This window comes from Streptomyces sp. NPDC093221 (assembly GCF_044753885.1).
Lineage (GTDB): Bacteria > Actinomycetota > Actinomycetes > Streptomycetales > Streptomycetaceae > Actinacidiphila.
Genome location: NZ_JBIVOA010000004.1, coordinates 562,996 through 586,892 on the forward strand (window position 1 = coordinate 562,996; position 23,897 = coordinate 586,892).

Consider the following 23,897-nt stretch of genomic DNA (forward strand, 5'->3'; position numbering starts at 1 on the left):
GACGGCGGCGCGGGGTTCGTCGCACCCGACAGCCTTGACCGGTCGAATGGTTGACCCGCGCGTGCGGCGTGAGTAACTTACCGACGCCAGCTGCCATGCGGTAGGAATCCTTCCACTCCCCCGGCGTCCCTTCCCTGCCGCTCCCGACCACTGCTCCCGATCCAGCCGGCCTCTACAGACGAGGTTTCCATGCGGACCCCTGCACTGACGGCAGCCGCGGCGCTGCTCGCCTCCCTCTCCCTCGTACTCGCCGGGAGCGCCGACGCGACCCCGGCCCCGCAGCACGGCGGGAGCGGCCAATTCGACCGGCCGTACTCCGGATTCGCCCCGGCGGACACCGTCCTGCACCGGGGCACCCCCCGGTCGGCCGGGCTGGACGCGGCGCCGATCGACGCCTTCGAGCGGCAGATGGCGGGCTGGGAGGACCCCGCCTCGGGTGCGAATCACCTCTTCCCCGGCGCGACCACGCTGATGGCCCACGACGGCGTGGTGGTGGAGCGCGACGCGGGCGGTTACGCGGTCGAATACGCCGACGCCACCCACGAGTTGCCGGCCGACCAGCGGGTCCCGGCGCGTACCGACACCATCTACGACCTGGCCTCGCTGTCGAAGCTGTTCACCTCGATCGTGGCCATGCAGCAGCTCGAAGCGGGCCGGATCGACCTCGACACACCGGTGGCGCACTACCTGCCGGAGTTCGCCACCAACGGCAAGGGCGCCGTCACCATCGAGCAACTGCTCACCCACACCTCGGGGTTCGACGCCGATCCGGTCCCCTCCCTGTGGCAGGGCTACCCGGATCTGCCGTCCCGCGAGAAGGCGATTCTCGACGCGAAGCCGATCAACGCGCCGGGGACGACGTATCTGTACTCGGATCTGAACATGCTGAGCCTGCAACTGGTGTTGCAGAAGGTGACGGGCAAGCCGCTCAACACGCTGGTGCGCGACGGCATCACAGGACCGCTGCGGCTGACCGACACCGGCTACAACCCGTCGGCCGCGAAGCTGCCGAGGATCGCGGCGACCGAGTACGAGACCAGCCCCGCGCGCGGCATGGTGCGCGGCCAGGTGCACGACGAGAACGCGTGGGCCATGGGCGGCGTCGCGGGCCACGCGGGCGTCTTCTCCACCGTGGACGATCTGGCCGTCCTGGCGCAGACGATCCTCAACGGCGGTACGTACAAGGGCCGTCGGATCCTCAGCCGGAACAGCGTCACGCTGATGGAGCAGAACTTCAACCAGGCGTTCCCCGGTGACTCGCACGGCCTGGGCTTCGAGCTGGACCAGATCTGGTACATGGGCGGCCTGTCGGGTCCGCGCACCCTCGGGCACACCGGTTTCACCGGCACCTCGCTGGTGATCGACCCGCAGTCGCGTTCGTTCGCCGTCCTGCTCAGCAACCGGGTGCACCCGACGCGGAACACGCCCTCGACCAATCCGCCGCGCCGGGCCATCGCCACCGCGCTCGCACAGGCGATCGCGGTCCGGGCCCCCGGCGGCGGCCCGCTGTGGTACTCGGGGCAGGGCGGCGGCACCACCAGCACCCTCACCACGGGACCGATCACCGCGAAGACACGGGTCGACATCGACTTCTCGGCGTTCGTCAACACCGAGTCCACCGACCTGCTCACCGTCGAGTCCTCCACGGACGGCGGCACGACCTGGCAGCCGCTGCCGCTGCGGGTGACCGGCAAGGGCGCGCCGTCCGGCACCCCGACCTCGCTGTCGGGGCAGGACGTCCGCGCCTGGTGGCGGGTGCGCGCCGAGCTTCCGCGGGGCGCGGCCGGTGCGCTGATCCGCTGGACGTACGCCACCGACCCGGTCTACGAGGGCCGCGGCGTCGACCTCGCGGGGCTGTCGGTCACCTCGGGCCACCACGACCTGCTGCGCGCCGCGGGACTCACCCCGGCCGGCGCCTGGCGGACCGTGCACTGATCCGTCCGCCGGCCGCGGAGCGCTCACCCGCGCCGGGGCTCGCCCGAGGCCACGTTGACCCCGACGATCACGGTGGATACGTTTCCCCCGTGTCAGCCGGTTCCGACAACGAATCCCCCGAGGCGAGTCCCTTGGCGCGCGTCCGGTCGCTGCTGCCGGACCTCGCTCCGGCCGAGCGGCGCGTGGCGGCGGCCGTGCTGGCCAATCCGGCGCTCGCCGCGCGCAGCAGCATCACCGAACTGGCCGAGGCGGCGACGACGAGCGAGACCACGGTCATCCGCTTCTGCCGTTCCGTGGGCCTGCGCGGCTACCCGGAGTTGCGGATCGCGCTGGCCGCGGACGCCGCGCGCGCCGAGACCCGCGACGACCGGCACCTCGGCAGCGACATCACGCCGACCGACGACCTGTCGGAAGTCGTCGGCAAGGTCGCCTTCGCCGATGCGCGCGCCGTCGAGGAGACCGCGCGGCAGCTCGACGTCGACACGCTGCGCCGCGTCGTGGCGGCGGTCGCGGCGGCGGGCCGCGTCGACATCTACGGCGTCGGCGCCAACGCCTTGGTCGCCGCCGACCTCCAGCAGAAGCTGCACCGGATCGGGCGGGTGAGCTTCGCGTGGAGCGACACCCACATCATGCTCACCTCGGCGGCGGTGCTCAGCCCCGGTGACGTGGCCATCGGCCTCTCCCACACCGGGGCGACCGCCGACACCGTCGAGGCGCTGCGGGTGGCGCGCGAGCACGGCGCGACGACCGTCGCCCTGACCAGCTTCCCGCGCTCGCCGATCCACGCGGTCAGCGATCACCTCCTGACGACCGTGGCCCCCGAGACCACCTTCCGCTCGGGCGCGACCGCCAGCCGTATCGCCCAGCTCACCGTGATCGACTGCCTGTTCATCGGCGTCGCCCAGCACCATCTGGACAGCGCCCGCAAGGCGCTCAAGGAGACGTACGACGCGGTCGGCGACCACCGGCTGCCGGAGCCGTGACCGGGCGGGTGAGGCCGCCTGCTACGCCGACGGCCGGGGCGTGTGGATGATGCCGTTGAGCAGGACGTCGAATCCCCAGGTCAGACGGCCGGTGCCGGTGCCGCTCAGCAGGTCCATGCCGAGGGCGGCGATGTGGGGGTAGGTGTCGGGCGTGGCGGAGAGGATCGCGTTCGCGAGGTCGCTCTCCTCCTGCTCCGCGCCGTCGGCCACGCTGCGGGTGCCCTGTTCGGTGGCGGTGGAGGTCGCGAAGTGCAGCAGCAGGTCCACCGCCCACGCGGTCCGCTCCGCGGGGACGCCTTCGGCCAGCAGCGCGAGCAGGCCGTCGACCAGCCGTAGGTAACCGGGACCCGCGGGCCTGGTCACCAGCGCGGACTGGGCGAGCCCCGGGTACTCCATCAGGGCTCTGCCGTACGACCACAGGAGCGTGAACAGCCGCTCGCGCCAGTCCCCTGGCGCGGTCACCGGGCCGAGGTCGAGTCCGGCGAGCAGGTCGTCGAGCATGTACGCGCGCAGCTCGGCGGTGTTGCTCACGTAGACGTAGAGCGAGGCCGGGCCGGTGTCCAGCTCCTGGGCGAGGCGGCGCATCGTGACGCGGTCGAGCCCTTCGGCGCGCATGATCTCCAGCGCCGTGCCGACGATCCCCTCGCGGGAGAGCGCGGGTTTGGCGGGCCGGTCGCGGCGGCTGATGGGGGCGGTTTTCCCAGGCGTCATCGCCTCAGCATAACGAACACGTTCGCCCGGCCATGGCGTGATTACACCTCCTCGAACGAACATGTTCGCTCTGAACGCGTTCGCAACGAACATGTTCGTGTACGGTGGTGGGTGTGGCCGGACAGACCGGTTCGATCACGCAATGTCACAGCGGACGTCACCCGACGTCACCCCGGAAGGAGGTCCCGCCATGACCACCGCGACCACGACTTCGACCGCGCCCCGTCCCGCGGGCACTAGCACATCGGCCCGGCTGATGTGGGCGATCCTGGGGCTGGTGCTGCTCGCCGACGCCCTGGACATGATCGACTCGACCGTCACCAACATCGCCGCGCCCACCATCAGCGCCGAGCTGCACGGCGGCCAGGGCCTGATCAAGTGGCTGGGCTCCTCCTACATGCTGGCCATGGGCGTCCTGCTCGTCATCGGCGGGCGGCTCGGCGACAAATTCGGCCAGCGCCGGATGTTCCTGATCGGCATGGGCGGCTTCACCGTCGCCTCCGCCGTGGCCGGGCTCTCCCCCGATCCCGGACTGCTGATCGCCGCCCGTGTGGTGCAGGGGGCCTTCGGCGCCCTGATGATCCCGCAGGGCATGGCGATCATGACCAAGACCTTCTCGCGCGACATGCTCGGCAAGGCGTTCGCGTTCTTCGGGCCGCTGCTCGGCCTGGCCTCGGTCGGCGGTCCGATCCTGGCCGGATTCATCATCGACGCCGACCTCTTCGGCCTGTCCTGGCGGCCGATCTTCCTGATCAACCTCGTCCTCGGCGCGGTCGGCCTGGTCCTGGCGGTCCGGCTGCTCCCGCACGACGACGGGGACCGTGCGGTCGTCGTGGACGGGATCGGCTCGGGTCTGCTCGCCGTCACCATGTTCGGCCTGCTCTTCGGCCTGGTCGAGGGCTCGACCAACGGCTGGACGGCCACTCCCGTCCTCTCCCTCGTCGTGGGCGTGGCGGCCTTCGCCGCCTTCGCCCGCCGCCAGAGCACGGCGGCCGACCCGCTGCTGAAGGCGTCGTTGCTGCGCAACCGCGGCTTCAGCTCGGGACTGGTCGTCGGGCTCGTGGTCTTCGCGACCACCAGCGGGCTGATCTACGTACTGTCCCTGTTCATCCAGGAGGGCCTGCACGCCTCGCCGCGCACCGCTTCACTCGCGTTGCTGCCGATGACGCTCGGCATCATCGTGGCCGCGGGCGCGCGCATGGCGCTGATCAAGAAGCTCGGCCGCACGCTGATCTTCGTCGGCATCGCGATCCTGCTGGCGGGCGGCGGCTGGCTGCTCGCGCTGGTCGCCCACTCGGGCACCGGCGTGGGCCTGTGGACGCTGGCCGCGCCGATCTTCGTCACCGGGCTCGGCATGGGCGCCTGCTACGGCACGATCTTCGACATCGCGCTCGGCGACATCAGCCCCGACGAGGCGGGCAGCGCCAGCGGCTCGCTCTCGGCGATCCAGCAGCTCGCCGCCGGTATCGGTTCGGCCGCGGTGACCTCGGTCTTCTTCCAGACCGCGGGCGGCGGCCTCGGCCACGCCATGAAGATCAGCCTCGCCGTCGTCCTGGGGCTCAGCCTGCTGTGCCTGCCCGCGGTCGCGCTGATGCCCAAGCGCGCCCCCGAGGAGACCGGCCACTAGCGGGTCAGGCCGCCGCGAGGACCCCGCTCCCTTGGGGGGGCGGGGTCCCGGCGTGCGTGCCGCGTACCGAGTCGCGCCGGGCGAATCCCGTACGACGAGGTGAACCGCTACCAGGTGAACGCGGTGGACTGGGCGCTGGTGGCGATGCAGTAGACGGTGGTCACCGAGGGCGACGTGGTGACGATCTTGACCGACCAGTTGGTGGCGCTCGGCGTGCCGGACAGCACCCAGGAGTCGGTCTTGTCACCGGCGGCGAGCGTGCCGGTGGACTGCGGGAGCGGGCCGAGGGTGACGGCGCCGGTCATCGCGGGGTTCACGGTGCCGGAGAAGTCGACCTCGGTCGAGCCGTTCTTCTTGACCTTGATGGTCGTGGTGATGCTGTTCGGCGGCACCGTGGTGCCGGCCGGGACCGTGATCGTGGAGGAGCTCAGTTTCAGTTTCTTGACGCCGCCGGAGTCGGTGGCGGTCAGCGTGGCCGTCCCGCTGCCCCAGGTGCCGCAGTTGTAGCTGGCGGTGGCGGTGGCCGGGGTGACGGCGACCGCGTGCGGGGCGAGGGTCAGACCGGCGAACAGTGCGCCGCCGCTGAGGACGGCGATCGTCCCCATACGCTTGGATCTGGACATGGCAAAGCACTCCAATCAAGCAGGGTGAGGGTGCGCCGGGGGACGACCTCGCACAGGCACCCTTGACATCCCGTTGTCGAGTGACTACCCGCTGTCCGGCCCGGCGCGCTGGTCGGGAGTGAAGCCCCATGACCTTGAAGAGTCAAGCGCCACGGGACGACGTGACCCGCGGCCGGCCTCGCCCGGTGCGAACGGCGGCCCAACACCGCGAGGTTACCGGCGGGTTCGCATTGACTTCTGCGTCCCGCGCTGTCGCAATGCCCTGGAACCAGCACCTGACGCACCGTCATATACACGTATGCGTCCCGGAGTCAGGAGGCACGCGTTGCATCATGCAGGGCAGATCTCTCTACGGCGCCTCGCGCGGGCGGCGGTGCCGGCTCTGGCCCTGGCCGCGGCCTGCACGCTGGCCGCCCCCGCGGCGCACGCGGACACGGTCACCCCGACCGTGCACTGCGTGCTGCCCGCCGGACAGGGTGAGAACACCGGGCCGCAGTCCGTCTCGGTGACCCTCACCCCGGCCACGGTCGCGCCGGGCGGCAAGGTGCACGCCGAGGTCACCCTCGGACCCTCGCCCGCGACCAGCCCGCTCGCACTGTCCGCCGTACCGACCACGCCGAGCATCTACTTCACCATGTCGGGCGGGGCGACCGGGACGGTCTCGGTGACCGGCCCGACCGTTCCCGTGGACATCCCGGCGGCGCCCGCGCCGATCGTCATCCCGCCCTACGGAGGGGACTTCTTCGTCCCCTCGGACGCGTCGGGACCGGTGACGTTCACGCCGTTGAAGATGAACACGCAGACGGTGGTGCTCGGCAGCACCTTCCAGACGCCCTGTGACATCGTCTCGGGCAGCGGCGGCATCGGCACGGTCACCGTGCAGGGCGGCGGCGGTGGGGCCACCACGCTCACCGCGCCGGCCTCGGCCGTACGTCCCAGCACCTCGGTCGCGCTGAGCGGCAGCGGATTCACCGCGGGGGGCACCCCCGTGGTCTCGCTGTGCGACGCGCAGGGACTGGGCTGCGACCCGTCCCGCTTCACCTCCGATACCCTCGCGATCGACTCGTCCGGCGCCCTCTCGGGGAGCGCGACGCTGGCCGCGTCGTCCGTGATCGCCGACGGCACCTACCAGGTCCAGGTCAGCGACGGCGCCAAGCACGCCACCGCCGACCTCACCGTCAAGGCGTTCGTGCCCACGGGCGCCCGCAGCGTCACGCTCTCGCCCGACCACGGCCCGCTCGGCACCGTGGTGACCGTCAGCGGCCGCAACTTCCACCAGGACCAGTACATCAACGTCTGGGGGGTGGACGCCGACGGCAACCAGACCGCCGACGACGCCGTGTACCCGGTCAGCACACCCGACGGCACCTTCAGCGCCGAGTTCACCGTCAACGACCCCGCCACCACCGCGATCCACACCGACGAGAGCGGTGCGGAAGGCTCCGACGTGAACGCGAAGTTCACCGTGGGCGACAGCGGCGGCGCGACGGCCACCCAGAAGATCAGCGCCACCGTCACCGCGGGCAATCTCCAGATGACCCAGTCCGGGGACACCATCGACTTCGGCACCATCCCCCTGACCGGACGGTCCCAGACCGCCACCAGCGCGCTCAACACCGTCACCGTCGTGGACTCCCGCGGCGTCGACCTCGGCTGGTCCCTGACCGGCACGCTCACCGACCTGACCTCGGGTCAGAACACCATCCCCGCCTCGGCCGTCCGTTGGACACCCGACTGCGTCCGAAGCTCGCAGAGCGTCGGCACGCCCGCACCGGGCACGCCGGGCCCGCTGGGCAGCACCGCGGCGACGCTGTGCCAACTCACCGCGGCCGGCGGCGAGAAGGTCGTCGGCGGCACCGTGAAGGTCAATGCCGACATGGACCTGCGGCTCCCCGCGGTGACGGCGCCCGGCGACTACAGCGCGATCCTCACACTCACCCTCACCTGAGCGCCACGTCCCCGTTCCGCACCAACCGACTCCGACGTCCCTCCTCCTGATCCGTTCCTCCCCCGGGCCCATCTCCCGGGCCCATCTCCCGGGGGAGGAACGGCCCGGACCCGACCCCCGCTCCTTCTCCCCCGGGGCTCATCCCCCGCGGACTCATTCCCCGGGACCCCACCCCGCGGACCTTCTCCCTCTTCCCGGACCCCTCCCGTGCCCAGGCTCAGGGAGGGGTCTGCCATGCCCGAAAGGCGGCGCAGCAGATGTTCCCACCCTTCCACCGCAGGCCCGGACGGGGCTGGCGGGCAAGAATCGCCACGGGCGCCGTCGCGGTGCTCGCCCTCGTCGGCGCGGGTCTGACCTCCGCGACGACGGCCCAGGCCGCGACCATCAACCCGACCGTGCACTGCACGCTCCCGGCGGGTCAGGGCGACGCCACCGGGCCGCAGTCGATGACGGTGACCCTCACCCCGGCCGTCGTCACCCCCGGCGGTAAGGTGCACGTCACCGTCACCCTCGGCGCCAGCCCCGCCATCCCCGGCACCTCGCTGTCCAATGTGCCCACCACGCCCTCCATGGACCTGGCGATGTCCGGCGGCGCCACCGGCACCGTGACGGTCACCGGCCCCACGGTGAACATGAACTACCCCTCGGGGCAGCCCGTCGTCGTTCCCCCGTACGAGGGTGACATCTACCTGCCCGCCAACGCCTCGGGGGCCATCACCTTCACGCCGACCCGTACCCTCACCAGCACCGTGGTCCTCGGGGGTACGTACCAGACGCCCTGCGTGGTCACCGCGGGCGGCGGACCGGTCGGCACGGTCACCGCGCAGGGAGCGGGCAGCGGCGCCTCGCTGTCCGGGCCCACCGGAGCGGTCCGGCCGCACACCGCGATCGACCTCGCGGGCGGCGGCTGGACGGCCGGCGGCACTCCGACGGTGTCGCTGTGCGACGCCAACGGCGCGGGCTGCAACCCGGCCGACTTCACGTCCAACACCCTCGCCATCGACAGTTCGGGCATCCTCACCGGCACCGCGACGCTCGCCGACGCCAACACCGTGGCCGACGGCTCGTATCAGATCCAGGTCAACGACGGCACGACCCACGCGAACGCGCCACTGACGGTCAAGGCGTTCGCGCCCACCGGTCCGAGAACGATGACGCTGTCCCAGAACAACGGCGTGGTCGGCACGGTGATCACCGTCGTGGGTCACAACTTCCGCCAGGACCAGTGGATCAACATCTGGGGACTCGACGCCGCCGGGAACGCCCTCGACGACGCGGTCTACGTACAGAGCCTGCCCGACGGCACGTTCAGCACCGACTTCACCATCGACAGCGCCGACCTGGTGGCCGTCTACGCCGACGAGAGCGGCACGGCCGGGACCAGCGTCACCGTACCGTTCACCGTCACCACCACCGCCGTGACGCTCAGCGCCACCACCCCGACCGTCCTTCCCGGCCACGCGGCGACGCTCACCGGATCGGGCTGGCCCGCGGGCACCACCCCGACCGCCGCGCTCTGCGCCGCGGACGGCACCGCGTGCTCGGCCGCGTCCGTCTCGTCGAGCAGCCTGAGCATCGCCTCCGACGGGAAGCTCTCCGGCTCGGTCACCGTGGCGAAATCCGTCGCCAAGGGCTCCTACCAGGTGCAGGTCACCGCGGGCTCGATCCACGTCCTCGCGCCGCTGTCCGTCGCCACGACGTTCATCACGCTCAGCCCCGCCTCCGGTCCCGCGCACACCAAGGTCACGGTCGTCGGCCAGGGCTGGGCGCCGGTCGCCACGGTGGAGATCGACGGGCTCAAGGCGGACGGTTCCCGCACCTCCGACAGCTACGCCACCAAGATCATCGGCCTGGACGGCACCTGGTCGCAGACCTTCACGGTCAACGACCCGGCCACGGTGGCGCTCTACGCGCACGAGTGGCTGATCAACGGGCACACCGCGACCGCCGCCTTCGCCGTCAACGGCAGCACGGCCCCGCCCGCTCCCGCCTACTCGCTCAGTCCGGCCGCGGGACCGGTCGGCACCTCCGTACTTGTCAGCGGGCGGAACTTCGCCCCCGTCGCCACGGTCGTCGTGTCCGGGCGCCGCGCCAACGGCTCCCAGAGCTCCGACTCCTCGGTGCTGCGCGTCATCGGTCTCGACGGTACCTTCGCGCTCGACTTCACCGTGCGCGACCCGAAGACCGTCGGCATCATGGCCGCCGAAGTGCTGGTGAACGGCAAGACCGTCCAACTCCCCTTCACGGTCCGCTGAGTTGTCACCCACGGCCTGCCCGGACCGCCCGCGCGGCGGCTCCGGGCAGGCCCCGTGCCGTCCCGGGCCGCCAGTCGGGGCCGCTACTCGACGGTCATGGCGGGCTGCACCCCGGCGATGCAGCAGGCCGCGAAGTACAGCAGGATCGGGTGCGTGTACGGCACGGCCTGGTCCGGCGGGTGGATGACGTCGTGGCCGCCGGACACGTCGGGCAGCGTCTCGTACGCGGGCACCAGCACGGCCGCGTCGACCAGGTAGCGGGTGGAGGACGGCCACTCCACGTCGATGTCGGAGCCGGTCGGCACGATCCACGACCACTGCCGTCCGTTGGTGAGGACGCAGCCGGAGCTGGGCAGACAGCCGAGGATCCGCATGCCGTGCTCCGCGGACGTCTCGACCACGTCGCAGGCCAGTCCCGGCGGGAAGTCTGCGGTGGTCGGGACATGGATCCGTTCCCTGGCGGCCGGAGGCCCGTCCACGCGGGGGGCGAGCCAGTCGAGGCGGGTGCCCCGGGGCGGCAGGGCGGAGCGACGGCCGGCCGGGGGGACACGCTTCATCGGGGGTCCTCCGAGTACGTGGCCGACGCGTCGTCGGCCGGGGCGGCGCGCACGGTGAAGGTGGCCCAGGCCGTCCAACCGGCTCCGGGCGAGGGGACGTTGATCCCCCAGGTCGTACTCAGGGCCTCCACGACGACCAGCCCGCGGCCCCCCTCGTCCGGCGGCCGGGCGTCGTGCCGCGACGCGCTGCGCCCCTCGGAGCCGACCTCGACGTAGACCTCGGGGCCGCCGCCGCGCAGATGGCAGGTCACGCTGTCGCTGAGGCTGTGCACGATCGCGTTGGTGACCAGCTCGGAGACGACCAGCACGATGTCGTCGCGGACGCCCTCGGGCAGGCCCCAGCGGTCGAGTTCCGCGCGGGCCTCGTGGCGGGCGGCGCTCACGGAGGTCCGGCGGGCGGCGAGACGGAAGACGGCGTACACATCGCCGCTCGGGCGCGATGACGTGATCGGTGGGGTTCGGAGACCCGTTAATGCTGCCATGGCCGTCACCTCTCGTGGGGGCCGCGTATGTGGGGTCGCGGTTGCGCGCTCGGCGGCATCACTGCCGGGCTCGACCATCGGCGTCACTGCCTGTGTCGGTGCTTCCGCGATGACGACGGCTGAGGACGACCGGGCGCGTGGCGGTTCCTGACAACGTAGTCATCATGGTGATCGGCTACGCCGTCGACTCCAACTATGGTGCTGCTACCCTCAACTCGCAAGCCACAAAGTGCAATTCGCAGAATGAGCCAGGGCGGCGGGAGACTGCGGGGCAACATGGCACACTGCGGCGAGCACTGAACATTCGCACGGGGAGGTAGCAATGGCGGCCACCGACAATGGGTGGGGCGGCGGCCCTCCTACGGTGCTGCGGATGATACTGGGACGCCAGTTGGAGGAGCTCAGATCCCGCGCCGGCGTCTCATTCGAGCAGGCCGGCGAGGTCATCGGGGTGAGCCATTCGACGATCCGCCGGATGGAACAGGCCAAGGTGGCACGGCTGCGGCTGTCCGACGTCGAGAAGCTGCTGCGCACCTACGGCATCACGGAAACGGCCGAAATCGAGACCTTCCTCGAACTCGCCCGCGAGGCCAACAAGCACGGCTGGTGGCACACCTACCGCGACGTGATGCCCGACTGGTTCGGCGCCTATCTCAGCCTGGAGCAGGCGGCGGTCCACATCCGCGCGTACGAGGCGCAGTTCATCCCCGGCCTGCTCCAGACCGAGGAGTACGCGCACGCGCTGCTCACCGCGGGCGACCCGCAGGCGTCGGCCGAGGACATCGACCGCAGGGTCGCCCTGCGGCTGACCCGGCAGCAGATCCTGACCCGTGCCCAACCCCCGCTGCTGTGGGCGGTGATGGACGAGACGGTGCTGCACTGGCCGGTCGGCGGACCGAAGGTGATGCGCGCTCAGATCGACCATCTGCTGGAGATCGGCGAACTGCCGAACGTACGCCTTCAGATGATGCCCTTCACCAACGGGCCGCACCCGGCGACCCGCGCGGGGGCCTTCCAGCTCTTCCGGTTCGAGGCCGCGGAACTGCCCGATGTCGTCTATCTCGGCGGCCTGATCGGGTCGACCTACCTCGACAAGCAGGACGAGGTCGCCGCGTACCGCGAGGCCATGGACCGGCTCGCCGCCCAGGCGGCGCAGGAGAAGAAGACCAAGGCACTGCTGGGTGCCCTACGCAAGGAGCTCTGACGTGGATCACATTCGCAACGGCATGAGTGCCGCCGACCTCGGGCCCCACGGCTGGCACAAGCCGTGGAGCGACGATGCCGGCGGAGCGTGCGTCGAGGCGATGAAGCTGCCCGACGGCCGGGTGGCGCTGCGCCAGTCCACCGATCCGGGCGGGCCCGCGCTGATCTACAACCGCCGGGAGATCGAGAGTTTCATCCGGGGCACCAAGGCGGGCGACGCCGACTTCCTGCTCCAGCAGTGACGCCAGGCCGCGCGAGCGGCACCACCGCACATCGACAAGGAAATCCGGAGGACCGCGTGCCCGAGAACGGCTGGCCGGCCGACCGTATCGACACCAAGAACCCGCACCCGGCACGGGTGTACGACTACATCCTCGGCGGCAAGGACTACTACCCTCCCGACCGCGAGGCGGGCGACGCCATGGTGGAGGTGTGGCCGTCGATCGTGCCGCACATGCTGGAGAACCGGAAGTTCATGCACCGCGCCACGCGCTACCTGGCGCAGGAGGCGGGCATCCGGCAGTTCGTCGACATCGGCACCGGCATACCGACCCGGCCGAATGTGCACGAGGTCGCGCAGTCCATCGCCCCCGAGTCGCGGGTGGTGTACGTGGACAACGACCCGATCGTGCTCACGCTCTCGGCGGGCCTGTCCTCCAGCACCCCCGAGGGGCGGACCGAGTACATCGAGGCGGACATGCGGGAACCCGCCGCGATCCTCGGCTCGCCGCAGTTCCGCGAGACCATCGACCTCGGCAAGCCGGTGGGCCTGACGTTCATCGCGATCGTCCACCTGATCATGGACGAGGACGACCCGCTCGGCATCGTCCACCGCCTGCTGGACCCGCTGCCGTCCGGCAGCTACCTCGCGATGTCGATCGGCACGGACGACTTCGCGCCGGAGGAGGTCGGGCGCGTGAACGCCGAGTACACCGCGCGCAGCATGCCGATGCGGCTGCGGAATCTCAGCGAGGCGCAGGCGTACTTCGAGGGCCTGGAGCTGGTGGAGCCGGGCATCACGCAGGTGCACCGCTGGCGGCCGGACGACTCCGTCGACCCCGCGGTGCGGGACGAGCAGATCGCGATGTACGGAGCGGTCGCCCGTAAGCCCTGATCGCCTCCCGTTCCCCTGTGGCCTGGTCTCCGGTGACGCCGGAGGCCGGGCCGCGACGCGTTTCAGGGGGGCACTGCCGCGTCCCGGACAGGGGGCAGTGCGGCAGTCCGGGAGTGCGGCAGTCCGGCCGCCGGTAGCCGGTAGCCGGTAGCCCGGCGTAATGACATTCGTTTCCATTAAGGTACGGTGGGGCCGGTCGCCGGGCATCGGCGGCGGTCGTCCGGGCCGTCGCGGGCCCTCGCGAGTCCGCAACCGCCCTGGAGGCACCATGTCCGCCCACTGCCAGCTCACCGGGCGCAAGCCCGGCTTCGGCAACGCCATCTCCCACTCCCATCGGCGCACACCGCGCCGCTTCGACCCCAATATCCAGCGCAAGCGCTACTGGCTGGCCTCCGAGGGCCGCTTCGTCCGGCTGACGCTCAGCGCGAAGGGCATCAAGACCGTCGACCGGATCGGCGTCGAGGCGGCCGTCGCCCGGCTGCGCGCCCGCGGGGAGAAGGTCTGATGGCCAAGAAGAGCAAGATCGCGAAGAACGAGCAGCGTCAGGCGGTGGTCGCCCGATACGCGGCACGCCGGGCCGAGTTGAAGCGGATCATCGCCTCCCCCGCCACCACGCCCGGCGAACGGGCCTCCGCGCAGGCCGAGTTGGGCCGACAGCCGCGCGACGCGAGCGCCACCCGGGTCCGCAACCGGGACGCGGTGGACGGCCGCCCGCGCGGCTACTTCCGCACCTTCGGCATCTCACGGGTCCGGCTGCGCGAGCAGGCGCACGCGGGGTTCCTGCCGGGCGTGCGCAAATCGAGCTGGTAGCTGTCTCTCCCCCGCGCCTCAGTTCAACTTCGGTGTGTCCAGGCGTAGATGGCGCGCTTGTAGGAGCTGGGCATGTTCAGCTCGGGGATGCTGTCGAGCGGGAAGAGCGAGGATTCCTTGTGCTCCTCGGCCGTCGGCGGCGGCTGGTCGGGCGGCAGCAGCGAACAGCCGTACGTGACGACCAGGACGCGACGGCCGGGCGCGGTCTCGTGGATCCACACCCCGTCGTCGATGAGGCCGTCGGCCTCGACCAGCCAGCCGGTCCTCTCCAGCACCTGGCGTTCGACGGCGGATTCGGGGCTGTCGTCGGCCCGTCGTCCGGTCTGCTCGGCGCCCGACTCCAGGTGCCCGCCGGGGAGTTCCCACTCCTCGCGGTCGTTCCTCGACAGCAGGACACGGCCACGCGCGTCGAGCACCACGGCCTTGACGGACACCGGCCACACAGGCGGCTGATACGGCATGGAAATCCTCATGGGGCGAAGGGACTTCGCGGGACCGTAGCACGCGGAGGTCGGCCGGTGTGATCGTCGTGCGGGGCCGCGCGGCCCGGACCCCGTGCCCGAGCGGCACGGGGTCCGGGCGCCGCCGGAGGCGTGCGCGGTCGGAGGGCGGCGGGTCTCAGAAAGTGGCCGCCGGGTTGACCTCGGACTTGGTGATGCCCGTGCCGGGCACGTCCCACTTCGCGAAGATCTTCGCGTAGGCGCCGTCGGCGATCAGCTTGTTCACGGCGTCGCTGAGCGCCTTGCCGATCGGTGAGCCCTTCGCCGTCACGAATCCGACCGGCGTGGTGCTGATCTGGCCGAGGTACTTCGTGTGGGGCACATGCGTGGCGTCGTACTTCAGGGCCAGCGTCGGGCCGAAGTAGATGTCCACCTTGCCGTTCGCCAGCCCCAGGAAGATGGGGGCGGAGTCGGTGAAGTACTGCACCTTGTACGGCTTCTTCCCGGCGCCCGAGCACTTCGAGGCGCCGTCGGTGAGGATCTGCTGGAAGGTGGAGCCGGGGCTGGTCGCCACGGTCAGCCCGCAGAGGTCGGTGAGCTGGGTGACCGAGTCGACGGGCACGTCCTCGGCGCCGAGGAAGGACTGGCCGTCGTTGAGGTAGGTCGCGAAGTCCACGACCTCCACGCGGGCCTTGGTGACACCGAAGTTGTCCTGGCCGACGTCGTACCGGCCGTTCTGCACACCGGGGATGACGGTCGGGAAGGTGCCGTACTGCACCTTCCACGTGATGCCGAGGACCTTGCCGACGGCGTTGCGCAGGTCGACGTCGAGGCCGATGGGCGTGCCGTCCTCGCTCTCGCCGCCGTGCGGGAGGCCGGTGACGCCCGGCGCGCGGGTGGTGCCCAGGGTGAGCGTGCCGCTGCTCTTCGCCGCGGCGGGCAGCTCCGCCGTCAGCGCGGGGTCGGCCGCGATGCCCGACACGACGTCCTCGGTCGGGATGGCGGTCGATCCGGCCGACGCGGACGACGACGAGGTGGCGCCGGCTGCCCGGGACTTCGGCGTGCCCGAGTCGTCGGACGAGTCACCGCAGGCGGTCAGCAGGGCGAGGCCGATGACGGCGGTGAGCGTGGCGGCGGCCGGCCGCGGGAGACGGCGGGCGGGGCGTCTTTCGGTGGTCACGGGGGTGCCTTTCGCAGCGGGGTCGAGACGAGTGCGGGCAGGTGTGTGCGCGGCCTGGCGTGAACCGCTCGACGGCGAGCGTCAATTGGAGGAGTGCGGGGGCGATGCGGGACCGGCGCTACAGGACGGCCGCGAGGAAGGACCGCGCCCGGGGGTGGCGGGGGTCGGCGAGGACGTCGGCGGGCGGCCCCGACTCGATGATCCGGCCGCCGTCGAGGAAGGCGACGGTGTCGGCGACCTCGCGGGCGAAGCCGATTTCGTGGGTGACGACGATCATCGTCATCCCGCTGACCGCGAGGTCCTTCATCACGGCGAGGACGTCGCCGACGAGTTCGGGGTCGAGGGCGCTGGTGGGCTCGTCGAAGAGCAGCAGCCTCGGCTCCATCGCGAGCGCGCGGGCGATGGCGACGCGTTGCTGCTGACCGCCGGACATCTGCCGGGGGTAGGAGTCCTCGCGTCCGCCGAGCCCCACCTGTTCCAGCAGGGCGCGCGCCCGGACCGCCGCCTGTTTGCGCGGCACGCCGCGCACCGCGACCGGCGCCTCGGTGATGTTCTCCAGCACCGTCATGTGCGGAAAGAGGTTGAACTGCTGGAAGACCATGCCGACATGGGCGCGCTGCCGGGTGATCGAGCGGGCGCGCAGTTCGTGCAGTCGGCCGCGGCCCGGCCGGTAGCCGACGATGTCGCCGCCGACCTCGACGAAGCCCGCGTCGGGCCGCTCCAGGTGGTTGACGCAGCGCAGCAGCGTGGATTTCCCGGAGCCGGAGGGGCCGAGCAGGACGGTCACCTCGCCCTCGTGGACATCCATGTCGACGCTGTCGAGGACGAGTTGCGTGCCGAAGCTCTTGCGCAGGCCGCGGATCCTGACCAGCGGGCGTCCGTCGTCGGTCATGACAGACCCGCCAGGTCGGTCCTGGTCCGGCCGAACACCGGGATGTTGGCGCGGGTGACCTCCCAGAAGCCGCGCTTGGGACCACCGCCGCCACCGCGACCGCTGCCGCGCGCGTAGTACCGCTCGACGTAGAACTGGCCGATCGACAGCAGCGTGGTGAGGATGACGTACCAGACGGTGGCCACCAGCAGCAGCGGCATGATGAGGAAGTTCTGGTTGTAGATCAACTGGGCCGAATACAGCAGGTCCTGGACGGCGATGACGCTCACGATGGAGGTCGCCTTCAGCATGCCGATCAGCAGGTTGCCGGAGGCGGGGATGATCGCGGGCATGGCCTGCGGGAGCACGATCTTGCGGAAGATCCGGCCGTTGCCGAGGCCGAGCGCCTGCGCGGCCTCGCTCTGTCCCGGGTCGACGGACAGGATGCCGCCCCTGACGATCTCGGAGGAGAAGGCGGCCACGTCGAGGGTGAGGCCGACGTAGGCGGCGAGGATGCCGCTGAACAGGTGGGCGGTCTTGACGGTGACGAATTCGTGGCCGAAGGGGATGCCGAGCGATATCCGCGGGTACAGCGAGGCGAGTTCGTACCAGAAGAGGAGTTGCACCAGCGGCGGCACGGAGCGCAGCAGCCAGACGTAGCCGAAGCTCAGGGCGCGCAGGACGGGGTTGCGGGACAGGCGCATCGCGGCGATGCCGATGCCGAGGAGGTAGCCGCTGGCCATGACGGCGCCCGTGAGCCACAGCGTGAGTTCCAGGCCGTGCAGGATCGATCCGCGCAGGAAGTAGTCGCCGACGGTGCCCCATTGGAACCGCTTGTTGGTCAGCAGGGTGTGCACCAGCATGGCGAACAGCACCAACAGGACCAGCGCGGAGACCCATTGGCCCGGCCTGCGCAGTGGTACGAGCCTGGCGGCGAGCAGTTCGTCGTCCGTGGGGCGGCGGTCGAGGGCGCGCGGCGCGCGGGTCTTCCCCGCTTCGGCCGGTGGTGGGGGGTCTTCGGGCACAGCGCGTAGGCGCTGGAAGGTGTCCTGGTGCTCCATGGTCGGTGCTTCCCGTCTGGATGTGCGGTCGCGGCAGCGCGCGTACGGCGTCAACGGCCGCGTGCGGCGGGCGGGTTGACGTCGGGAAACGGCGGCGGGGGGGGCGAGCGCGCGGGGGTGTGCGGGCGCGCGTCGGCGAACGGCTACGCGCCGCCGTGCGGGAAGCGGGGTCGACGTCCCGACGGGACGTGCGGACCTGCGGGCTCCTGGACGGTCAGCGGGCCGGGAGGGTTTCCGGACACAGGGCGCTGCTCACGCGCAGCAGGTCGACGTGGCGCCTGGCCACGTGGAGCTGGAAGGACCCGCCGGGGCGGGGTGTGCCGCCGCTGTCGTGTGCGCCGCGCATGCCCGTCCCCTCTCTCGCGTCGGTCCTGCCGGAAAACAGCAATCACGGTAACCGGCCCGTGCCGTGGGGACAATGCCCGCGCGAGTGACGGAGATCGCACGCGGGACACGCATGAAGCGCCGTCCCGTACGGCCGACCCGGCGTTATCCGGCGTCCGGCGCCCCGAACGTCCGCAGTCCGGCGTCGATGAGGTTCGCGGCACGGTGAACGTCGACGGTGACCGCGTCCCGCACCTGGCCGGGCGTCCGGGTCCCGTCGAGGTGGCGGCCGAGGCTGCGGAACTGCACGGGCCACAGCCCGAGCAGTGCGGTGGCCGTGATCTGCGGCTCCGGGTCGCCGGGCTCCGCGCCGGTCCTGCGGGCGAGCAGTCCTGCGGTGACGGCGACGAGTTCGTCGCGGATCTCCCGTTGCTGGGCGCGCAGCGAGGGGGTCGAGTGGATGAGCGCGCCGAAGCGACGGAAGTCCGCGGCGGCGCCGGCCCGGTCGTCCTGGGCGGCGAGCCAGGAGGTGACGCTCGCCAACTCGTCGGCCAGGACCCCCAGCGCCGCCGCGACCGGTGAGAAGCCGGGAGCGGGGTCGGAGAGCGCCACTTCCAACGAGGCCGCGGTCGCCTGCGGCAGGTCCAGGATCAGCGATTCCTTGGTCGGGAAGTAGTTGAAGACCGTCTTCTCCGACACCCCGCACGCCTCGGCGATCTCGGCGACCCGTACGGCGTCGAAGCCGCGCTCCACGAACATCCGCGTCGCCGCGTCGGAGAGCTGCTGCCGCATCAGGCGCTTCTTGCGCTCGCGCAGCCCCTCACCCTCGGGCTCCCCCGCGGCGGGCGCGCGCAGCACCGTCCAGTTCACCGTGCCCCTGCTCATGCGCACAGCATAGTGCGGGAGCATAATTTATTCTGCTACTGTAAATTTACAGTGACAGTAACTACGGGGAGGCGCATCACCATGAAGACCTGGCAGCTGGTCAACATCCTTCTGTCGGCCGCGGTCTCGGGGATGTTCTGGGGTCCCTGGCTCGCCCTCACCCGGTCCATGCCGCGCTTCGAGCCGGACTTCATGCTGCCGCTCGTGCGGAGGCTGAGCCGGAACATGGCCCAGGTGATGACCGTGCTCATGCCCGCGGCGCTGCTGTCCGCGGTTCCCGTCCTGGTGCTGTCCTACGACGGGCACCGCCGCACGTTCTTCCTCACATTGGCGGCACTCGCGCTGTTCGTCGTCGCCCTGGTGGTGACGGCAGCCGTCGAGGTCCCGATCGTCACGCGCATCGGGACCTGGACGGTCGACACCCTTCCCGACGACTGGCAGGGGCTCCGGGACCGCTGGGGCCGCTTCCACCTCGTACGCATAGGCGCGTCGGTGACCGGGGTCGCTCTCCTACTGGTCGCCGCGGTCTACTGAGCGCTCGTTCTCGGTACGGCACGCCGATTCTGGCCGAGCGCCGCCGGTCGAGTGTCGAGGTCTTCGCCCGGCTCATCGACCGGCTGCCCCCCGACGAGGCGGCGGCGCTGGCCGCCGCCGTCCCCGCGCTCGAACACCTCCGCGCCCTGGACGACGCGCAGCGCGAGCCCGGCCCCGCCTGACCGGCGTCAGCGGCGTCAGCGGCGTCAGCGGCGTCAGCGGCGTCAGCGGCGTCAGCGGCGTCAGCGGCGTCAGCGGCGTCAGCGGCGGTGGAGCGTCTGCACCGCCTCGATCAGCACCTTCGGGTCGTGGCCGCCCTTGTGGACGGGCGGGGGCTGCCGCTCGAGACCGAGCAGTCCCGCCACGGCGGTCCACGCGGTGCGCACCGAGTACTCCACGGTGAAGACGACGTCGTCGGGCACTTCCGCGTACTGCCCGATGAAGGCCAGGTTGGTGGAGCCCTCGGGGACGACCTGGGGGCGGTCGCCCGCGGAGCGGACCAGGAACTGGCTGGTGATGTACGGCATCATCGCCGGGATCACGATCGAGTCGTCCAGGATGCGCGGGCGCTCGGCGAACCGCAGGTGCTGAAGGACCTCGTCCAGGATCTCGCGGCCCGTGCACCGCGCCATCGGCTTGCCGACGAAGTCGCCCTCCCGGTCGGGGAAGAGCGCGTAACCCCACCAGACGTACGTGTCCTCGGGCTGCTCACGGAAGTGCGGCTGGTGGTTGAGGACGATGGTCAGCAGCCACGTGGAGTCCTTGAACGTGATCAGGCCGCCCTTGCCCGCCTCGCTGCCGCTGAACTCCTCCATCAGCTCGAAGAAGAGCGGGTCCTTGGTCGTGACCGTGAACGACTCCCAGGTGGAGTCCTTGACGGAGGAGTCGAACACCTTCGGGTCGCCGAGCCCGCGGCGCTTGGCGGCCAGCGTCTCCCACAGCGCCCAGGACCCGGCGGTGCTCGTGGTGTCCAGGACGGGCACGGTGTCGGTGTCGCCGAGGGTGGAGTTCGCGGTCATCGAACCGTTGGTGACCATCACCAGGTCGTCGGGGCCGACCGCCGTCTCCTCGGTCGCGCCGCCGCGCACCCAGGTGATGGCCTCCACGGTGAGCTCGTCGCCCGGCGCGAGCCGCAGATCGGTGACGCGGGTGCCCAACTGCACGACGACGCCCTGGTCGGCGAGCCACTTCATCAACGGACGCACGATCGAGTCGAACTGGTTGAACCGCGTGCGGTAGATCCCCGACATGCTGTCGAAGGTCTTGAACAGGTGCACGAAGCGGTTCAGATAGCGGCGGAACTCGATCGCGCTGTGCCAGGGCTCGAAGGCGAAGGTGGTGCACCACATCGCCCAGAAGTTGGTGTGGAAGAACTCCTCGTGGAAGCAGTCCGCGATGCGCTTGCCGTCCAGCAGCTTCTCCGGGGTCGCCACGCACGCCACCAACTCCAGCCGGTCGCGCTCGGAGAAGGTCATCGAGTGCGCGTCGATCACCTTCCCTTCCGCGTCCACCAGCCGGGCGTGGTCGTTCCAGGCGAAGTCCTCGTGGAAGGCGAAGGTGTCCTCGGTGACGGACTTGGTGGGGTCGTCGAGGGAGGGGACGGAGGACAGCAGGTCGTAGGTGCAGTCGAAGTGCACCTCGAACATCCGGCCGCCGCGCATGGTGTAGCCGCTCTCGGGCGTGCCCGCCGCGTCCAGGCTGCCGCCCTCGCGGTCCTGCTCCTCCAGGATCACGATGTCGGAGCCCGTGAATTTGCCCTCGCGGATCAGGAACGCCGCCGCCGAGAGCGACGCGATTCCGCTTCCCACCAGATATGCCTTGGCCACAGCCACTCCTCGATCGGTGTCGTTCGGTACGTCGGAACGTTCGGTGCGTCGGTGTCAGTCGGTGCGTCGCGCAGGTACGTCGGAGCAGGTACGTCGGTGTCGGCCGGTACGTCGGAGCAGGTACGCCGGGCACGTCACGGCCTCAGAGACGGGCCCCGGTCAGGTGGGCGTAGACGACGACATTGCCCAGGTACTGCTGCCGCTTCTTGTCGAATCCGCCGCCGCAGGTGATCAGGCGCAGCTCCGGCCGGGAGGCGGGGCCGTAGACCTTGTTGTTCGGGAAGTCCTTGGCCGCGTAGACCTCGATGGCGTCGATCGTGAACAGGGCGGTACGGCCGTCCTGGCGGTCCACCTCGACGGCGGCGCCCTTCTTGAGCGCGCCGAGGTTGTAGAAGACGGCGGAGCCCTGCCGGGTGTCGACGTGACCGGCGAGGATCGCGGTGCCGACGGCTCCGGGCGCCGTGCCGCCCCGGTACCAGCCCGCCAGATTCCGCTCGTCGTCCGGCGGCGCGTCGAGGTGGCCGTCCTGTCGCAGGTCGAGGCCGGTCACCGGGGCGTCGAGGCGGATGGAGGGAATCCGGACCTCGGTCGGCACCGAGGGCGGCAGCACCGTGATCGCCGGGACGCCGGGCCGCGTCGGCGCGGGGCTCGGCGTGTCGTCCTGCGCCGCGAACGCCTGGGCTGCGCCCGGCTGCGGCGGGGGCGTCTGCGACTGGGCACCGTTGCTGATCAGGGTGATCCCAACGGACACCGCGACCGTCGTCAGCACGGTCAGCGCGATACGGCGGAGCAGGCCGCTGCCTGCGGGGGCGTTGTGGTCCACGGGGTCTGCCTGTCTGACGTCACGTAGGGGGGAGGCGGCTCGGGCTGCCGAAAGACGCGGCCTGCCGGGGGACGCGGCCAATCGGATGACGCGGCGAGCAGGCGCCGGGGCGCGGCCCCGCACCGCGCGGTACGACCACGGGGTACGGGGCACGGGTGCGACCGCGGCGGGCCGGCGAGGCCGTGACGGCCGGTGACCAGGACCGCGTCAGGGCTGCGTCAGGGCTGCGCGGCCCGCGTCGGCGACCTCGCGTCGGACCTTCGTCAGACCTGGCCACCGGCGCGGCGGCGGCGCAGCACGAGGGTGCCCGCGCCGACGACACCGAGCAGACCGGCGCCGAGCGCGATCTCGGTGGTGTTGCCGCCCTCGCTCGTGCTGCCGATGCCGGTGTGCACGGTGCCGGACGGGACCTTGGCGTCCGGGCAGACGCGCGAGGCGTCGGAGGCCGTGACGTTGACCTGGTTCTCCAGCGCGGAGAGGTTGTCCTGCTCGGCGGTGCCGGGGTGGCCGCCCGCCGCGACCTGCTTCTTGTAGTCCGCCAGCGCGGCGTCGTAGTCGGCCTGCGCCTTGTCGGCGGCGGCCACCGCCTTGGTGCACTCGGCCGTGGTCTGCGGCAGCGCGGCGGCGGCGTGAGCGGCCGGAGCGGCCAGCGCGATGCTCGCACCGAGAACGGCGGTGCCCAGAAGCGTGTTGATCGAACGCATGAGTGATCCTCCAGCGAGTCCGGACGCGGATGCCGGTGCACCGCAACGGGGGAAATCCGTGCTCGCGCTTCCGAGGCAACCCGGCGGCCGGGCACCGCGCCTGCTGACAACCCGTCACTTCTGGCGGCATCCGGCAGCGTGTCGCGCTCGACGTGCGGCAATTCCACAGGTCAGCGTGGTATCGCGGCTCCGCCCGACGCTCCGTCACTCGGATCGCCGAATGGGTGAGTCCCCGCGGGCACGCTTCGGGCCTCGTATCCAGGCGGCATCCGCCCCCGTACCCGACCCCGTACCCGGCCGTGAGCCCGGCCTCCGCTCCCGGCGCATGCGACCGCCGGTCAGATCCAGCCGCGCCGGGTCGCGACCACCCCGGCCTGGAAGCGGTTGGTGACCCCGAGACGTTCGCGCAGGCCGCTCATCCGGCGGCGCATCGTACGGATGGACCAGCCGAGCTGACGGGCGATGGCCTCGTCCTTCAGGCCGCCGACCAGCAGCGACAGCATCAGCCGGTCCTCCCCGGCCAGCGGGTCCTCCGCCGGGGCGTTCAGCGGGGCGGCCTGCTGCCAGCACAGCCGCCAGTAATCGGCTGCCAGCGGCTGGACTCCGTCGGCGGCTGGACCACCGCCGACGGCGGCGGGCACTGGAAGGGGCTGCGCAAGGACGACGTCTACCGCGCCGTCGTGGCCGATCGGAACCGGCGCGGCCGGATCCGGCGCGGCGGCTACGGCGGCGTCTTCTCCTCCGACGACCTCGGCGTCACGCTCACCAAGGCGGCGGGCGTCGAGGCGAGGAAGGCGTCGCGCAGGGCCGCGAGGCGGTCCCGCGGCAGCCCGGCGGGGGCGAAGAAGGCGTGGCCAAGGTCCAGCACGTCGCTCAGCGCGTGCAGGGCGTCCAGCCGCCGGCCGGGGAGCGGGGTTCAACGTGTCGGCGATGTGGCGGCATCTGGAGGCGCGGGCGCTACGGGAGGGACCCGCCGCTCCCCCGTCGGCGTCGGTTCCGCA

At 71.3% G+C, this 23,897-nt stretch carries 26 protein-coding genes; 11 read left to right on the plus strand and 15 right to left on the minus strand.

What is annotated here, in order from left to right; translation table 11 throughout:
• Positions 1-189 precede the first annotated feature (189 nt).
• Both ACIQCJ_RS19445 and ACIQCJ_RS19450 read left to right on the plus strand, forming a co-directional pair.
• Positions 190-1,935, plus strand: a complete 1,746-nt coding sequence (locus ACIQCJ_RS19445; RefSeq protein ID WP_402712022.1) for a serine hydrolase — start codon at positions 190-192, stop codon at positions 1,933-1,935.
• An 89-nt stretch (positions 1,936-2,024) separates the two neighbouring features.
• Positions 2,025-2,918, plus strand: a complete 894-nt coding sequence (locus ACIQCJ_RS19450) for a MurR/RpiR family transcriptional regulator (protein ID WP_355345666.1) — start codon at positions 2,025-2,027, stop codon at positions 2,916-2,918.
• Between the two features lie 21 nt (positions 2,919-2,939).
• Here ACIQCJ_RS19450 and ACIQCJ_RS19455 read toward each other — a convergent pair whose 3' ends face one another.
• Positions 2,940-3,629: a TetR/AcrR family transcriptional regulator gene (locus ACIQCJ_RS19455; protein WP_402712023.1), complete on the minus strand. Its 690-nt coding sequence runs from the start codon at positions 3,627-3,629 to the stop codon at positions 2,940-2,942.
• Between the two features lie 190 nt (positions 3,630-3,819).
• Between ACIQCJ_RS19455 and ACIQCJ_RS19460 the strand changes: the two genes are divergently transcribed.
• On the plus strand, positions 3,820-5,256 hold the full coding sequence (locus ACIQCJ_RS19460) for an MFS transporter (protein ID WP_402712024.1): 1,437 nt from the start codon (positions 3,820-3,822) through the stop codon (positions 5,254-5,256).
• A gap of 107 nt (positions 5,257-5,363) precedes the next feature.
• On the opposite strand, the gene ACIQCJ_RS19465 is transcribed toward ACIQCJ_RS19460, so the two are convergent.
• A complete protein-coding gene (locus ACIQCJ_RS19465; protein ID WP_355345675.1) occupies positions 5,364-5,879 on the minus strand; it encodes a hypothetical protein in 516 nt (171 codons plus the stop codon).
• 325 nt (positions 5,880-6,204) lie between these two features.
• On the opposite strand from ACIQCJ_RS19465, the gene ACIQCJ_RS19470 reads away from it, so the two are divergent.
• A complete protein-coding gene (locus tag ACIQCJ_RS19470) occupies positions 6,205-7,827 on the plus strand; it encodes a hypothetical protein (RefSeq protein ID WP_402712025.1) in 1,623 nt (540 codons plus the stop codon).
• 257 nt (positions 7,828-8,084) lie between these two features.
• Positions 8,085-10,082, plus strand: a complete 1,998-nt coding sequence (locus tag ACIQCJ_RS19475) for a hypothetical protein (protein ID WP_402712026.1) — start codon at positions 8,085-8,087, stop codon at positions 10,080-10,082.
• A gap of 83 nt (positions 10,083-10,165) precedes the next feature.
• Here the strand turns inward: ACIQCJ_RS19475 and ACIQCJ_RS19480 are convergent, their stop codons facing one another.
• Both ACIQCJ_RS19480 and ACIQCJ_RS19485 read right to left on the minus strand, forming a co-directional pair.
• A complete protein-coding gene (locus ACIQCJ_RS19480; RefSeq protein ID WP_355345684.1) occupies positions 10,166-10,639 on the minus strand; it encodes a hypothetical protein in 474 nt (157 codons plus the stop codon).
• The gene (locus ACIQCJ_RS19485) at positions 10,636-11,199 is read right to left on the minus strand and encodes an ATP-binding protein (protein ID WP_402712027.1); all 564 of its coding nucleotides are present in this window, start codon (positions 11,197-11,199) and stop codon (positions 10,636-10,638) included. The genes ACIQCJ_RS19480 and ACIQCJ_RS19485 overlap by 4 nt, the downstream gene beginning before the upstream one ends.
• Positions 11,200-11,443: 244 nt before the next feature.
• Between ACIQCJ_RS19485 and ACIQCJ_RS19490 the strand changes: the two genes are divergently transcribed.
• The 5 genes from ACIQCJ_RS19490 to rpsN all read left to right on the plus strand — a co-directional run bounded on the left by ACIQCJ_RS19490 (position 11,444) and on the right by rpsN (position 14,248).
• On the plus strand, positions 11,444-12,325 hold the full coding sequence (locus ACIQCJ_RS19490; RefSeq protein WP_402712028.1) for a helix-turn-helix domain-containing protein: 882 nt from the start codon (positions 11,444-11,446) through the stop codon (positions 12,323-12,325).
• Between the two features lies 1 nt (position 12,326).
• The gene (locus ACIQCJ_RS19495; RefSeq protein WP_317452483.1) at positions 12,327-12,566 is read left to right on the plus strand and encodes a DUF397 domain-containing protein; all 240 of its coding nucleotides are present in this window, start codon (positions 12,327-12,329) and stop codon (positions 12,564-12,566) included.
• Between the two features lie 56 nt (positions 12,567-12,622).
• Positions 12,623-13,438: an SAM-dependent methyltransferase gene (locus ACIQCJ_RS19500; RefSeq protein ID WP_402712029.1), complete on the plus strand. Its 816-nt coding sequence runs from the start codon at positions 12,623-12,625 to the stop codon at positions 13,436-13,438.
• Positions 13,439-13,706: 268 nt separating this feature from the next.
• Positions 13,707-13,943 carry a 50S ribosomal protein L28 gene (rpmB, locus tag ACIQCJ_RS19505; RefSeq protein ID WP_355345697.1) on the plus strand — a complete coding sequence of 79 codons (237 nt, stop codon included), beginning with the start codon at positions 13,707-13,709 and terminating at the stop codon, positions 13,941-13,943.
• Entirely contained in the window at positions 13,943-14,248 is a 306-nt protein-coding gene (rpsN, locus tag ACIQCJ_RS19510) for a 30S ribosomal protein S14 (protein ID WP_355345700.1), read from the plus strand. The genes rpmB and rpsN overlap by 1 nt, the downstream gene beginning before the upstream one ends.
• A 23-nt stretch (positions 14,249-14,271) precedes the next feature.
• Here the strand turns inward: rpsN and ACIQCJ_RS19515 are convergent, their stop codons facing one another.
• The 6 genes from ACIQCJ_RS19515 to ACIQCJ_RS19540 all read right to left on the minus strand — a co-directional run bounded on the left by ACIQCJ_RS19515 (position 14,272) and on the right by ACIQCJ_RS19540 (position 19,009).
• A complete protein-coding gene (locus ACIQCJ_RS19515) occupies positions 14,272-14,721 on the minus strand; it encodes an NUDIX domain-containing protein (protein WP_402712030.1) in 450 nt (149 codons plus the stop codon).
• 145 nt (positions 14,722-14,866) lie between these two features.
• Positions 14,867-15,868, minus strand: a complete 1,002-nt coding sequence (locus ACIQCJ_RS19520; RefSeq protein ID WP_355345706.1) for an ABC transporter substrate-binding protein — start codon at positions 15,866-15,868, stop codon at positions 14,867-14,869.
• 118 nt (positions 15,869-15,986) lie between these two features.
• Positions 15,987-16,739, minus strand: coding sequence for an amino acid ABC transporter ATP-binding protein (locus ACIQCJ_RS19525; protein WP_355345777.1), 753 nt, complete (start codon positions 16,737-16,739; stop codon positions 15,987-15,989).
• A 17-nt stretch (positions 16,740-16,756) separates the two neighbouring features.
• Complete coding sequence (locus ACIQCJ_RS19530) at positions 16,757-17,800, minus strand: amino acid ABC transporter permease (protein WP_402712031.1); 1,044 nt, start codon at positions 17,798-17,800, stop codon at positions 16,757-16,759.
• A 214-nt stretch (positions 17,801-18,014) separates the two neighbouring features.
• Entirely contained in the window at positions 18,015-18,146 is a 132-nt protein-coding gene (locus tag ACIQCJ_RS19535; protein ID WP_355345712.1) for a putative leader peptide, read from the minus strand.
• 143 nt (positions 18,147-18,289) lie between these two features.
• Positions 18,290-19,009 carry a TetR/AcrR family transcriptional regulator gene (locus ACIQCJ_RS19540; RefSeq protein WP_402712032.1) on the minus strand — a complete coding sequence of 240 codons (720 nt, stop codon included), beginning with the start codon at positions 19,007-19,009 and terminating at the stop codon, positions 18,290-18,292.
• 81 nt (positions 19,010-19,090) lie between these two features.
• Between ACIQCJ_RS19540 and ACIQCJ_RS19545 the strand changes: the two genes are divergently transcribed.
• A complete protein-coding gene (locus ACIQCJ_RS19545) occupies positions 19,091-19,543 on the plus strand; it encodes an anthrone oxygenase family protein (RefSeq protein ID WP_391045460.1) in 453 nt (150 codons plus the stop codon).
• 260 nt (positions 19,544-19,803) lie between these two features.
• On the opposite strand, the gene ACIQCJ_RS19550 is transcribed toward ACIQCJ_RS19545, so the two are convergent.
• The 5 genes from ACIQCJ_RS19550 to ACIQCJ_RS19570 form a co-directional block, all read right to left on the minus strand.
• Positions 19,804-21,375, minus strand: a complete 1,572-nt coding sequence (locus ACIQCJ_RS19550; protein ID WP_402712033.1) for an oleate hydratase — start codon at positions 21,373-21,375, stop codon at positions 19,804-19,806.
• Between the two features lie 136 nt (positions 21,376-21,511).
• Entirely contained in the window at positions 21,512-22,192 is a 681-nt protein-coding gene (locus ACIQCJ_RS19555) for a class F sortase (RefSeq protein WP_402712034.1), read from the minus strand.
• Positions 22,193-22,455: 263 nt separating this feature from the next.
• Positions 22,456-22,896 carry a hypothetical protein gene (locus tag ACIQCJ_RS19560; RefSeq protein WP_188279498.1) on the minus strand — a complete coding sequence of 147 codons (441 nt, stop codon included), beginning with the start codon at positions 22,894-22,896 and terminating at the stop codon, positions 22,456-22,458.
• A 338-nt stretch (positions 22,897-23,234) separates the two neighbouring features.
• Complete coding sequence (locus ACIQCJ_RS19565; RefSeq protein ID WP_402712035.1) at positions 23,235-23,537, minus strand: LuxR C-terminal-related transcriptional regulator; 303 nt, start codon at positions 23,535-23,537, stop codon at positions 23,235-23,237.
• A gap of 80 nt (positions 23,538-23,617) precedes the next feature.
• Complete coding sequence (locus ACIQCJ_RS19570; RefSeq protein ID WP_402712036.1) at positions 23,618-23,764, minus strand: hypothetical protein; 147 nt, start codon at positions 23,762-23,764, stop codon at positions 23,618-23,620.
• Positions 23,765-23,897: the final 133 nt, after the last annotated feature.